Origin of the sequence: Paenibacillus sp. JJ1722 (assembly GCF_048282685.1) — a bacterium.
Taxonomy (GTDB): Bacteria; Bacillota; Bacilli; order Paenibacillales; family Paenibacillaceae; genus Paenibacillus; species Paenibacillus polymyxa_B.
In genome coordinates this window covers 13,729-27,082 of sequence record NZ_CP182500.1, presented here as the reverse complement: position 1 = coordinate 27,082, position 13,354 = coordinate 13,729, and the positions used below count along the sequence as shown (strand labels likewise).

Genomic DNA, 13,354 nt, shown 5'->3' with positions numbered 1-13,354 from the left:
ATATAATAGACTTATCAGATATTGTTAATTCTAACCTTTTTCATATATACTCCTTGTTGCCTTCCACGGTTTGAACCCAACCGTTGGAAGGCCCTTTTTTGTTTAGACAGATATTCATAAGAGTGCGTTGTAAACATCTCTCTTGGAGATTGAACGATCTGTGGCTGTACGCTTCATTGCATCCTTGCGTGTAAGTCCCTCTGCCTCGTAATGTGCGACGTGGGACTCCAAAGATAAGGACTGCCACCACGCCTGACGTTCCTGTTCCTCTTCCTCTTCGTCTTTTCCTTCAACCACCAGGCAATATTCACCAATCGGTGGATTCTCCTCTAGTTTAGCAAGGCATTGCTCCACGGTTCCTCGCACCCATTCCTCATGCAGCTTGGTTAGCTCACGCGCAAGCACCACTTTGCGTGAACCTAATGTTTCCTTCAACACCATCAATGTCTTCACAATGCGATGAGGCGATTCATAAAAAATAATTGTGCCGTGAGATACCTGAAACGATAGCAACAGCTTCTCTAGGTCCTTTTTCTCCCGTGGTGGAAAGCCAGCGAAGGTGAACCTTTCTGTATCCAGTCCTGAAGCAATTAAAGCCGATAGTGCTGCATTTGCTCCTGGGATAGGAATGACGCTAATTTCCGCTTCCAGTGCCAGCTTGACCAGATCCGAACCAGGGTCAGAAATGGCCGGTAGACCTGCATCACTAACCAGTGCCAAATTTTTTCCTTCTATTATATAACGTATCAGTTCAGGCCCACTTGCAGCCTTATTATGCTCATGATAACTGAAGAGCATATCCGGTGTAATTTCGAAATGGGTGAGCAGTTTGCGTGTCTGCCGCGTATCTTCGGCAGCGATAATACTACATGATTTTAAGGTGTTAATCGCCCTAAAGGTCATATCGTCCAGATTCCCAATGGGTGTTGCAACAAGATACAACTTTCCCCGTTCTTCTTCGCTGGTACTAAAGCTTTTTTGTACAGCTGCTTTCACACAGAATCCCCCTTGCTTACTTCTCCATAGATATCTCTTATTTCCTGAGTATAATTCCCATTTTCCTGATATACAATGAGCGGAGGCAACAGACGAACCTCCGGTTTGCCGTCACGTAATGCTTCAACCAGTACCATATTGGCTTCCATATGAACTCGTGGGTGTACAAAACGTATTCGTTTGGGTTCCAGACTATGATTACGCATTAAGGTTATAATCTCACCCAATCGCTGCGGGCGATGAACCATGGATACTTTTCCCCCATTACGGACAAGCCGGGTGGATGCCTGAATGACTTCTTCCAGTGTACAGTTCACTTCATGACGGGCAATTGCCTGGTGAGGATTCAGCTTGATATCGCTACCATTTAGCGGCATATAGGGGGGATTCACGGTAATCGCATCATAAACACCATGTCCCGTGATGTGAACCAGCTCACGTAGGTCCCCTTCCCGAATCTGAATTGCTGCTTCTAATCCATTCAAGCTGACACTGCGTCTAGCCATATCTGCCAAGCGTGGTTGAATCTCAATTCCTTCAATAGACGCTTTTGTTCGTGTCGTTAGCAACAGCGGGACAACCCCATTGCCAGTACACAGATCCAGGATCTTTCCACGCTGTGGAATACCAGCAAAACGTGCCAGCAAGACCGCGTCCATCGAGAAGCTGAATACTTCATCACTTTGGATAATGCGCAAATTATGTGAAAGTAAATCATCAATTCGTTCAGACTTCTTTTCATTTTCGTCCATAATGCTCTCCCATCTTTTATAACCAAAATCGCTTTTCACTCATACTTCCTTACAAAAAAGCCGTAGGCATCTTGCTCCTACGGCTTGTTTTTATTTATTCAAAAATGACAGACAGAAGAGGCAATCGCCTTCCGTTCGCAAATGTCCGTAATACACGTTGCATATATGAAATCCTTCATGATACAGCCTTGCTAGATTGTCGTAGCCTTCGCCCACGACCTCACCCGTTTGCCCTTCATCCTTAATGACGATCGGAGGAGGAAGCTTCGGCTTGTTTGCCGTCTTTTCTTCTCCAGAGGTTTCACGTTTGAGCATCTTGCGCACCTGTTCGTTTTCAATCGTTAGTCGTTGATTTTCCTCCAGCAGCTCTTTTACTGCCAGTTTCAATTCACCCAGATCGCTATGCAACTGTCCCATTTGGGTTTCCATTTCGTGAATACGCGCAAAAACATTTAATTTATCCAAGTTTCCACCCCGAAGCAACCTAATGGTTTACTTGACGACTACATCGTCCATTGGAAGTTCCTTGACCTTACTGATCTCAAACAGTTGAACATGCACCGTGCGATGACCTGCATTCACACCTACGACTTTACCTTCTCCCAAAGAGGTGATAACCATCTTACCCACCTGAGGTAGCTCTTCTCGCATGCTTTCGTAGTTATCATGTTCAAACTTGAGGCAGCACATCAATCTCCCGCACAACCCGGAAATCTTCGTCGGATTCAGCGACAAACTCTGATCCTTCGCCATCTTAATAGATACCGGCTCAAAATCCCCCAGCCATGAGGAGCAACACAGAATACGTCCACAAGGTCCGATTCCGCCAAGCATTTTAGCCTCATCCCGTACGCCGATCTGCCGCAGCTCGATCCGTGTACGAAAAATACTGGCCAAGTCCTTTACAAGCTCTCGAAAATCCACCCGACCCTCTGCCGTAAAATAAAAAATGATCTTATTGCGGTCAAATGTAAATTCTACATCTACCAGCTTCATTTTAAGGCCATGGTCTTTAATTTTATTTAAACACGTGCCGAATGCATCCTTGGCCGCCAATTTGTTCTCTTCTACAACAAGAGCGTCATCATCCCCAGCAATACGAATGACTTTTTTTAAGGGCAGGACAACATCCGAATCATTTACCTCTTTTTTGCCCACTACAACCTTGCCATATTCAATACCGCGCGCGGTCTCTACAATGACACAGTTTTCTTTCTCCACTGGAAGGTCCAGCGGATCAAAATAATAAGTCTTGCCCGCCTTCTTGAAGCGGACACCCACTACACTATACAAAAATTAACCCCCTTGTATGCCACTAAACCTCATTTGAAGCCGACATTGTACGAATGGCCGCAATTGAAGTCTCACTGTCGCACAAACCGGGAACCTGGCGTCGCGGATTGTGCAGAGTGGAACAAGCGCGCCTTCCTGTTAGCCGGTGATAGAACCGCTTGTATCGGACAACCCAATCAGAAGCTGCTCCACGCATAATTGCCCGTTGACGTGAAAACGGAGCTTCTTCCTGCAATTCGCGGCCAAATCCATATAAGAGACCCATTGTTCCGTGCTGCGGGTGATTGCCAATTTGGAGACGGACTCCAAATGATCTATGAAAACAATGCTTTCGTGCCTTCCGTAACGGAAATGAAGCATATCCTTAAACCACAAATGAAACAGATGAAACAGAATATCCAGGTGTTCAGAAAGTCCAGTTTTAAAAATCTTCTGTTGAGCCAGAATAATAGACGAGCTCCCCCGACTCATGGACTCCTTCACTAATTGTAACACTACGTTTCTAATTTCTGCAAACCAATTCTGCTGGAGAATTTCTCTACATGATTCCAGTCCTGAAGCAATATGAACGACCGACCGGACAAGCCCTGCCGTATAGCCTTCCCCAATTAACGCCTGCATCATCACTTCCGGCTGTAAAGCGTGGAAAGGAACCTGCTGCGTCCGTGATTGAATCGTAGGTAGCAACGCCTGTCCATTTTCAGAAATGAGTATACCGACCACTGGAATCTGGGGTTCCTCCAAAAATTTAAGTAGGCTATTAGCAGCTTGCACTGTCATGGTATCCGCCTGTCGAATAATATATACCTTCGGATTGGAGCTTTCAGATTTGTAAGAAAATATACGTTGAAGCCCGCGAATCTGATCAATTTTAATCGTAGCTCCATCCGGCTCTACAATGTGCAAATCTGGATGATTCCCGTGCTCTACCTTACGGCACGACAAGCACTCCCCACATGCATCATCCGTCTGTCGCTCACAAAATAAAGCCTTAGCAAAGATCTGCGCCATGTTCATCTGCCCGCTTCCCGGCGGCCCGCTAAAAACATAGGCATGGTTGACCGTATGATTCCGTAGTGCACTTTGCAGCATTTTTTTGGCTACATCCTGGCCCATTATATGTTGAAAAGACATATTTCCTCACTTTCTCCACTGAAAACAACTGTGATCCCTCAGCAAACCGTTGTTCTTCCGGGCAAACTTTGTTGCTATTTTCATGATTCCAACTTCAAATCCTCGTTTTTCGGGGCAACTGCTGCTATTTCCGTATCACGTCTGCCCACATATACATAGTCAAAAATAATCTGCCAGCATGATCAGCAAGCAGATTATTTCTTCGTGGCAACAGCCCGTCTGTATTCATTTATAACATAAGTCTGCATTAAAATGAGAGATTAATCAGCAATCCTCTGATCTCACCGACCCCTTGCAAAAGCTCAATCTTGCCTTGTTCGGTTTCAAGCAGCTCATCCGCCATTTTGAGCAACAGCTCATCCACTTCATCAATCAGCTTATAACGTTTGCTGCGTCCCCGGCGATCCCAACCCTTTGTGTCCTTCATGGACACGCCTCGCCGAACTGTATCTTCCAAAAACCGTTTAACCAGCATCTTATAAGCCTTCAACTCACGAATCGTCATTGAACGTGCAAGACGATCTCCCTGCATTTGTATTTCCTTAAAGCGCCGATTCAATTCCTCCTGCGAAGCCTGCTCCCCATTTTGCTGCATAACGTCGGAGAAGCTCTTGGGCTGAATTGGCTTTGCACTCATTTCATTTGTAGACAATGTACTTTGTAAAGGGCGATAGCCCGGATTTATTTTCATATAAACCTGCTTTCTCCCCGGATACTTCCACTTTCCCCCTTCATGAACAGTTCAAACTAGAACTCGGGGTTTCTTCGGCTTTCCGGGGACTACGCTGTAGCGCTGCCGTTTTAGTGGATCTGCCCTCACTCCCATCATGTGAGAAGATACAGGCGATTCCCCTATCATATCGGCAGAATAGGCCCTATTGTGTAGATTCAGAAATGCTCGAAACGGTCTACAGGCATCACGAATACCGTCGCTCCACCCACCTGCACTTCAACAGGTAACGGTAAATAGGAATCCGTCGTCCCGCTCATAGGGGTAACGGGTGTGACCAGCTGTTCACGAACCTTGCAACTGCTGCGAATGACGTTCATTAATGAGTCCACCTGATTGTCATCAACACCGATCATAAATGTCGTATTACCTGCACGCAGAAATCCTCCTGTGCTCGCCAATTTGGTAGCACGGAAATTAGCTTTCACCAGTCCGCTGGATAATCTATTACTGTCCTTATCCTGTACAATCGCAATAATCAGCTTCATCCTGTATTCCTCCTTCAAGTCATATTAGAGACAACCTTGTCCCTAGCTCAATTTTACCGTATATCCTTCGACAATTATATGCTAAAATTCTGAACAAACCGCTTTTTCAGCAAATCCCTCATTACTTGCTCCACCTGCTCTGGCGCCGGAGATGCATCAACAATTGTAATTCGCTCCGGAAATTTGCGAGCCAACTCCAAATATGCCTCTCGCACCTTATGGTGAAACGATATACTCTCCATGTCGAGACGGTCCATTTCTGCTCCTCGTGACGCATTAATTCTTGCCAATCCCAATTCGGGCTCAATATCCAGATAAAATGTGGCATCCGGCTCCCAATCATCCACCGCGAAGCGATTAATTGAAGCTACCTCTTCAATTCCGATCCCTCTTGCAAATCCTTGATAGACCAAGCTACTATCCACAAAACGATCACATAATACGATAGCTCCCTGTTCAATAGCCGGCTTTACCTTCTCCACCAAATGCTGACGCCGCGCCGCTGCGTATAAAAGTGCCTCTGTTCGAGCATCCATACTGGTATGAGCAGGGTCCAAAATGATAGAGCGAATCTTTTCGGAAATTTCGATGCCACCCGGCTCCCTCGTCGTGATGACTGGATAGCCTTCTTCCTCCATAAACTTCGCCAGCCGTTGAATCATAGTTGTTTTACCGGAGCCGTCTCCCCCCTCCAGTGTGATAAAAATGCCTTTGCGATTCATGTTATTCCCTGCTTTCCTGCCTGAAAAATAAAAGTCACCCACAGGCTACGTATGCTTCTTTTATTCAGTCTTCTGTATTTGTTAAGTCTCTAGTATCTAATCTTTATTGTAAACGGAATACCCGAATTGTAAGCATACTTTCATCTGCTATCCCATGCCACTTGGCTCCCAGCTCACGTAGACGACTCATCCGCAGTGCAATCGCTTCTGTGATCGTTTCTCCTGTATATAACAGCGGAATACCTGGAGGATACGGGATAATCATTTCAGCCACTACCCTGCCAGCGGAATCGTCTACAGACACGTTCTCTATCTGATCCGGGCTAATCGGTCGAAGCCCAAAAAGCACCGGACTAGAGTATCCCTTCATTCTATCATTGTTCCACGTGGAAAAATCTAATTCGAGTCTTTGCAGCTCTTTTTCCGTTGCCCTCGGCTCACCAGCCGTCTCCTTAAATCTTATATCATTATCTATATGCACAAGAGCCTGCAACAGGTGACTCGCATCCTTAGGCGTAGAGCCTAACGTAAACAATAAAACAACATGTTTTTCGTCGCTCATCTCTGGAGTACATCCATAAGTCTCCAACTCATGCTTGAGTCCAAACCCATCCAGTATCCCCCATGTATCATACAGCACCAATTTAAAAGGATCCTGGGTTGAATATCCGCTTATTCCCTCCTCAGCCCTTTCTAGGACCTCAGAGATTCCCCTGTGAGCGCCTTTCCCCTCTAGTACCTGCTGTGTAGGTTCTAGCAAGCGAAAGCGTGGGAGCTGCTCCAGGCCCTTTCTAAAAGCATCTGCTGCCGCTAAGCCCACTGTAAAAGCATCCGCTCCATACGCCTCTATATACCATCTTGCCAAATCCAGTGAAGCCATTAACGGATAAGAAGGGCTAGAGCTCTGCACCATCGCCAACCGCTGACGAAGCAGTTCCCGATGGATTCTCTCTCCCTGCACATGTAACATGGCACCCATGGTCATGGCTGGAAGCATTTTATGTGTCGACTGGACGACTACATCAGCCCCGCAGGACAGCGCAGAGGCTGGCAAACGAGGATGCAACCCAAAATGGGCACCGTGTGCCTCATCTACCAATAGCGGCACATGGGCTGCATGACAAGCCTTAGCCGTTGCCGTCAGGTCATGCCCCATCCCATAGTAATTAGGTAGTGTAAGTAACACCCCTTTAGCCGAAGGATAGGCCTTCAGTGCAGCCTTTATTGTATCCGTCGTTGGGGCAACCGCCAGTCCGCTTAGTGTATCTATTTCCGGATCCAGGAATACCGCGTTAGCCCCTGACAGCATGAGACCGTTCAGGACAGATTTGTGCACATTCCTCTGTACCAGCAGTAGATCTCCCGGCTCCGTACATACAGTTAAAATCATAGCCAAATTACCGACCGTGCTTCCTCCAATTAGCCAAAAGCTCTCTTCAGCACCAAAGCACTTTGCAGCCAGTCCCTGCCCTTCACGAATCACATCTTCTGGGTGATGCAAATCATCCAGTCCAGAAATTTCTGTCGCATCAATAGACATCACTTCTTGCAACAGAGACGCAATATTTTCATGCTCATATACTTGTCCATTTTTATGACCGGGTACATGGAAAGAAGCATTGCCCTGAGTCCGGTAACGTATTAGAGCTTCCATTAATGGTGCATGTACCGCCTTTTTCCCCATCATTCTGCAATCCTTCCAAACAAAGCTTTATATCTACCTTATTTTATCGTAAAATCAAGCGGAATCCTACTTTTACTCACAGAAAAAAAGGCCCGTATCGACAGACCTTGGAATGCCAATCCTTCAAAGACTAATTAGCAAAGGATATTATGCATTTTTCTGTACCCAGATTTGCTTTAATTGATCAATAAAAAAATGATATTTGGCATCAGTTGCATCCGTGTGCACCATTTCAGCTTCACACGTATCACAGATAAACTCGGAAACGATAAAAATGCCTTCATGCTTGTGCTGCCCGCATATAATGCAGCGGTGGCCGCCTTGATCATGCATATCCATCCCACCTTGTTTCTTTTACTATTAGTATGGGGCACTTTCTACTATTTTAAACCTTTTCATAGCCCAGTTCGACGATATACTCTATATATATTCCTTCTGGGCCATTATGGTGTTTGTACCCCGTATGTTTAAAAAACAGCCGTCTATGCCGATATAATAAGAAAAGCTCTTATGTATGGATACCCTTTCATCGGAGCTCTTGAACACTTCATCAGTGATAGCTTTTCCAGTAATTATAGAGTAGGCTAGCTAACACTGGATGTTGATCATTCTGTATTTCTACAAAAACGATTAAATGCTTATTTAAAGCGGCATGAGCGAAGTACCGTCCCTTTTTCCGGCTGTGGACGGGAAGCCACTTGTGATGCAGTAGATTAATGAAAGGACTGTTCGCATGACAGAGGAAACCGGAACCAAAGCTACCTACTATCACTACAAGCTCATTAAAAAAATCAGTATACCGCGTCAACTAATATGGAGTCACATCACATTACCTATTATTATGCTTCTCTTTCTGCTTCTTGCCTTTTCCTGGACTAGCGTGTTTTTGTTTGCTCTTGCCTTTTTCCTAACCTTATGGGTACACTTCGTAATCTCACGATCTGTCCTATACATCGGTGGCGGAACATCCTTCCGCAAACGCTGGGCATTCCATCGTAAATTACCTTGGCTAGGCTATATGACAGACCAGTATATAGGCTATAGCATCTTTCGTCGTGTGCACATACATACCCTCTGGATCGGTATCTGCTTATCAGCCGTATTCATTCTCTGGTCTCCACCAGCCTTTACTGTATCCTTACTCTTCTGGCATCTATGGCTTATTGCACCGCGTCTATACATCCTCAGTCGGCTTACAGGCGAGAGAAAAGACGGCATGTTGAAGTTTACCGATGAAGATGCCTCATATTATCAACAGTAAATCTAACCACTCATTATCCGTACAGATAGAAAATTCAGGTCTGAACTAACCTACACCCATATAGACCGAAGCAATAAAAAAGGAGCAACCTCAACCGGTTACTCCTTTTTTTGTGACTTAACAACTGTAATCGTTATATTCGCTTATCAAGTAAACTTTTCCTCATCATTATCCTCGTTATTCATGTAGAGCATTTGATCAACATGCAAATATATAAAAGGAAGCCACCCCCTACTCAACTGCAGTTCTGAGTGCTTCCCCATATCCGATCTCTTCATTCATCATTATACACAGCATACAATACGCTATGAGTTTACTAAAAATATGATCTACAATAAATCCTATGCTGCTTACTCGGTTGAAAACCGTGTCCCTAATTAAGATCCACGCTTTTGCTCTTCACAACAGCCTTTCTGTCTTTTGGAACCAATACAGTAAAAGAACCATCATGCACAGATAAATGCACCATGTGTTTATTTTTCTGAAACACCTTCTGATTCGAGGTGGATAAATTCGGTTCCTCAGTCCAGCCCCAAGCTGCAATCTCCTCTAGATAAGGAGCAGGTAGACTATCACTTTCCTTCAATGCTGGCAGTGCATAGCGAACATAGTCCATGTCCGAATTACTGCTGGCCCGATCGGTTTTACTAGCTTCTTTGGGAACCGGAAACGTCTTCTCATTGGCAGCACCCTCAAACGATGTCCAAGAAGGCTCCTCCTCCACGCACCCGGTAAGAATCGCGACAGCGACACTGAATAGCACCAATAGAGCAAGCCATTTATTTCGCCGCATGATCTTCCCTCCTTACCAGCCTGATTGACTATACAAAATCCTATGATGGAGTTTGCATAATTCTGCAATAATGCAGCGTGTGTGTATGGGATTCAATACCTATATTATACAGGGTTTACTCTTACATTCCGTAACAAAAATGTTACCTTCCTTTTGTAAGGATATTTCTAAAGTATACGTATATGCAAAAAAGAGGACCATAATCTCAATGAGATCATGGTCCTCTTTACTTGTTGCTTGGCGACGTCCTACTCTCCCAGGACCCTGCGGTCCAAGTACCATCGGCGCTGGAGGGCTTAACGGTCGTGTTCGGGATGGGTACGTGTGGAACCCCTCCGCTATCGCCACCAAACATGAATTTACATTGTAAATTCTTTAACAGGAATCAGCATCGCCAAATGCTGTGTGTTCGCTTGTTTCATATAAGCTACTTGAGCTTATACAATACAAACTTACACCCTGAAAACTGGATCCGAAACTTATTTGCGTTTTATTTAGGATAAGCCCTCGACCGATTAGTATTGGTCAGCTCCATGCATTACTGCACTTCCACCCCCAACCTATCTACCTCGTCGTCTTCAAGGGGTCTTACTAATTGGGAAATCTCATCTTGAGGGGGGCTTCACGCTTAGATGCTTTCAGCGCTTATCCCTTCCGTACATAGCTACCCAGCGGTGCTCCTGGCGGAACAACTGGTACACCAGCGGTACGTCCATCCCGGTCCTCTCGTACTAAGGACAGCTCCTCTCAAATTTCCTACGCCCACGACAGATAGGGACCGAACTGTCTCACGACGTTCTGAACCCAGCTCGCGTACCGCTTTAATGGGCGAACAGCCCAACCCTTGGGACCTACTTCAGCCCCAGGATGCGATGAGCCGACATCGAGGTGCCAAACCTCCCCGTCGATGTGGACTCTTGGGGGAGATAAGCCTGTTATCCCCAGGGTAGCTTTTATCCGTTGAGCGATGGCCCTTCCATGCGGTACCACCGGATCACTAAGCCCGACTTTCGTCCCTGCTCGACTTGTAGGTCTCGCAGTCAAGCTCCCTTCTGCCTTTGCACTCTTCGAATGATTTCCAACCATTCTGAGGGAACCTTGGGGCGCCTCCGTTACTCTTTAGGAGGCGACCGCCCCAGTCAAACTGCCCACCTGACACTGTCCTCGCACCGGATCACGGTACCAAGTTAGAACCTAGATACGATCAGGGTGGTATCCCAAGGATGCCTCCTCTCAAGCTGGCGCTCAAGATTCAACGGCTCCCACCTATCCTGTACAGATCGTACCCAAATTCAATATCAAGCTGCAGTAAAGCTCCATGGGGTCTTTCCGTCTTGTCGCGGGTAACCTGCATCTTCACAGGTATTAAAATTTCACCGGATCTCTCGTTGAGACAGCGCCCAAGTCGTTACGCCATTCGTGCGGGTCAGAATTTACCTGACAAGGAATTTCGCTACCTTAGGACCGTTATAGTTACGGCCGCCGTTTACTGGGGCTTCGGTTCATAGCTTCGCCCAAAGGCTTACCACTCCCCTTAACCTTCCAGCACCGGGCAGGCGTCAGCCCGTATACTTCGCCTTGCGGCTTCGCACAGACCTGTGTTTTTGCTAAACAGTCGCTTGGGCCTTTTCACTGCGGCCCCCTCGGGCTATTCACCCTACCGAGGCACCCCTTCTCCCGAAGTTACGGGGTCATTTTGCCGAGTTCCTTAACGAGAGTTCTTCCGCGCGCCTTAGAATTCTCTTCTCGCCTACCTGTGTCGGTTTGCGGTACGGGCACCTTCTCCTGGCTAGAGGCTTTTCTTGGCAGTCTGAGATCATGACCTTCGCTACTACAATTTTCGCTCCCCATCACAGCCCAGCCTTACGATGTGCGGATTTGCCTACACACCAGCCTCACTGCTTAGACGGACATCCATCAGTCCGCGTCACTACCCTACTGCGTCACCCCATCGCTCATAACGGATTACGGTGGTACAGGAATTTCGACCTGTTGTCCTTCGACTACGCCTATCGGCCTCGCCTTAGGTCCCGACTTACCCTGAGCGGACGAACCTTCCTCAGGAACCCTTAGGCTTTCGGCGGATCTGATTCTCACAGATCTTTTCGTTACTCATACCGGCATTCTCACTTGAATGCAGTCCAGCGCTCCTTACGGTACACCTTCAACCCGCATTCAACGCTCCCCTACCCCTGATGCAAGCATCAAGCCATAGCTTCGGTGGTGTGTTTAGCCCCGTTACATTTTCGGCGCAGAGTCACTCGACCAGTGAGCTATTACGCACTCTTTCAATGGTGGCTGCTTCTAAGCCAACATCCTGGTTGTCTGTGCAACTCCACATCCTTTCCCACTTAACACACACTTGGGGACCTTAGCTGATGGTCTGGGCTGTTTCCCTTTCGACAATGGATCTTAGCACTCACTGTCTGACTCCCGGAACTAAATCTATGGCATTCGGAGTTTGACTGAGCTTGGTAACCCTTGCGGGCCCCGCACCCAATCAGTGCTCTACCTCCACGATTCTATTTCCGAGGCTAGCCCTAAAGCTATTTCGGGGAGAACCAGCTATCTCCGGGTTCGATTGGAATTTCTCCGCTACCCCCACCTCATCCCCGCATTTTTCAACATGCGTGGGTTCGGGCCTCCAGTGCGTGTTACCGCACCTTCACCCTGGACAGGGGTAGATCACCCGGTTTCGGGTCTACGTCCACGTACTCAAGATCGCCCTATTCAGACTCGCTTTCGCTGCGGCTTCAGCTCTTCACCTTAACCTTGCACGGGAACGTAACTCGCCGGTTCATTCTACAAAAGGCACGCCATCACCCATAGATCGGGCTCTGACTTCTTGTAAGCACACGGTTTCAGGATCTATTTCACTCCCCTTCCGGGGTGCTTTTCACCTTTCCCTCACGGTACTGCTTCACTATCGGTCGCCAGGGAGTATTTAGCCTTGGCAGATGGTCCTGCCGGATTCATACGGGGTTTCACGTGCCCCGCACTACTCGGGATCCGTCTCGGAGAGAACAAGTTTTGAACTACAGGGCTTTTACCTTCTCTGGCGGGCCTTTCCAGACCTCTTCATCTAACCGGTTCCTTTGTAACTCCATGTGAGACGTCCCACAACCCCAAGGAGCAAGCTCCTTGGTTTGGGCTAATCCGCGTTCGCTCGCCGCTACTGACGGAATCACTATTGTTTTCTCTTCCTCAGGGTACTTAGATGTTTCAGTTCCCCTGGTCTGCCTCTATTCTGCCTATGTATTCAGCAGAAAGTGACTGTCGATGAAGACAGCCGGGTTTCCCCATTCGGACATCCCCGGATCAAAGCTTGCTTACAGCTCCCCGAGGCCTTATCGTTGTTCGCCACGTCCTTCGTCGGCTCCTGGCGCCTAGGCATCCTCCGTGTGCTCTTTGTAGCTTAACCTAGACTTTTCTTTCAAAGAAAGAAAATGTCGATGTTCGATAAAGAATGATTTTTGCCAAAGGCAAAAGATCTTTCCTTAC

Annotated in this window: 12 protein-coding genes and 2 rRNA genes; 1 reads left to right on the top strand and 13 read right to left on the bottom strand. The window is 47.0% G+C overall.

Going from position 1 to position 13,354, the window contains the following annotated elements; all coding sequences use genetic code 11:
- Positions 1–114 precede the first annotated feature (114 nt).
- From rsmI to ACM1ND_RS00075, 10 genes are all read right to left on the bottom strand, one after another.
- Positions 115–996 (bottom strand): 16S rRNA (cytidine(1402)-2'-O)-methyltransferase, encoded by an 882-nt coding sequence (rsmI, locus tag ACM1ND_RS00120; protein WP_053324314.1) that lies wholly within the window; start codon positions 994–996, stop codon positions 115–117.
- Positions 993–1,748, bottom strand: a complete 756-nt coding sequence (locus ACM1ND_RS00115; RefSeq protein WP_023986426.1) for a tRNA1(Val) (adenine(37)-N6)-methyltransferase — start codon at positions 1,746–1,748, stop codon at positions 993–995. Before ACM1ND_RS00115 ends, rsmI begins: the two co-directional genes overlap by 4 nt.
- 90 nt (positions 1,749–1,838) lie before the next feature.
- Positions 1,839–2,213: a DNA replication initiation control protein YabA gene (gene yabA / locus ACM1ND_RS00110; protein WP_025722558.1), complete on the bottom strand. Its 375-nt coding sequence runs from the start codon at positions 2,211–2,213 to the stop codon at positions 1,839–1,841.
- 27 nt (positions 2,214–2,240) lie between these two features.
- Positions 2,241–3,041, bottom strand: a complete 801-nt coding sequence (locus ACM1ND_RS00105; protein ID WP_013308110.1) for a PSP1 domain-containing protein — start codon at positions 3,039–3,041, stop codon at positions 2,241–2,243.
- Positions 3,042–3,179: 138 nt separating this feature from the next.
- On the bottom strand, positions 3,180–4,175 hold the full coding sequence (gene holB / locus ACM1ND_RS00100; protein ID WP_023986424.1) for a DNA polymerase III subunit delta': 996 nt from the start codon (positions 4,173–4,175) through the stop codon (positions 3,180–3,182).
- Positions 4,176–4,422: 247 nt separating this feature from the next.
- Positions 4,423–4,866, bottom strand: a complete 444-nt coding sequence (locus ACM1ND_RS00095; protein WP_013308108.1) for a YaaR family protein — start codon at positions 4,864–4,866, stop codon at positions 4,423–4,425.
- 197 nt (positions 4,867–5,063) lie between these two features.
- Positions 5,064–5,393 carry a cyclic-di-AMP receptor gene (locus ACM1ND_RS00090; RefSeq protein WP_007427998.1) on the bottom strand — a complete coding sequence of 110 codons (330 nt, stop codon included), beginning with the start codon at positions 5,391–5,393 and terminating at the stop codon, positions 5,064–5,066.
- Positions 5,394–5,467: 74 nt separating this feature from the next.
- Positions 5,468–6,115 carry a dTMP kinase gene (gene tmk / locus ACM1ND_RS00085; protein WP_053324313.1) on the bottom strand — a complete coding sequence of 216 codons (648 nt, stop codon included), beginning with the start codon at positions 6,113–6,115 and terminating at the stop codon, positions 5,468–5,470.
- A 103-nt stretch (positions 6,116–6,218) separates the two neighbouring features.
- Complete coding sequence (locus tag ACM1ND_RS00080) at positions 6,219–7,802, bottom strand: aminotransferase class I/II-fold pyridoxal phosphate-dependent enzyme (RefSeq protein ID WP_053324312.1); 1,584 nt, start codon at positions 7,800–7,802, stop codon at positions 6,219–6,221.
- Positions 7,803–7,946: 144 nt separating this feature from the next.
- A complete protein-coding gene (locus ACM1ND_RS00075) occupies positions 7,947–8,132 on the bottom strand; it encodes a sigma factor G inhibitor Gin (protein ID WP_023986422.1) in 186 nt (61 codons plus the stop codon).
- 400 nt (positions 8,133–8,532) lie between these two features.
- Here ACM1ND_RS00075 and ACM1ND_RS00070 point away from each other — a divergent pair, with 400 nt between their 5' ends.
- A complete protein-coding gene (locus ACM1ND_RS00070) occupies positions 8,533–9,060 on the top strand; it encodes a hypothetical protein (protein WP_023986421.1) in 528 nt (175 codons plus the stop codon).
- A 373-nt stretch (positions 9,061–9,433) separates the two neighbouring features.
- Here the strand turns inward: ACM1ND_RS00070 and ACM1ND_RS00065 are convergent, their stop codons facing one another.
- The 3 genes from ACM1ND_RS00065 to ACM1ND_RS00055 all read right to left on the bottom strand — a co-directional run bounded on the left by ACM1ND_RS00065 (position 9,434) and on the right by ACM1ND_RS00055 (position 13,274).
- On the bottom strand, positions 9,434–9,853 hold the full coding sequence (locus ACM1ND_RS00065) for a hypothetical protein (protein ID WP_013308104.1): 420 nt from the start codon (positions 9,851–9,853) through the stop codon (positions 9,434–9,436).
- Positions 9,854–10,088: 235 nt separating this feature from the next.
- Positions 10,089–10,205, bottom strand: a 5S ribosomal RNA gene (gene rrf / locus ACM1ND_RS00060).
- A 143-nt stretch (positions 10,206–10,348) separates the two neighbouring features.
- A 23S ribosomal RNA gene (locus ACM1ND_RS00055) occupies positions 10,349–13,274 on the bottom strand.
- Positions 13,275–13,354: the final 80 nt, after the last annotated feature.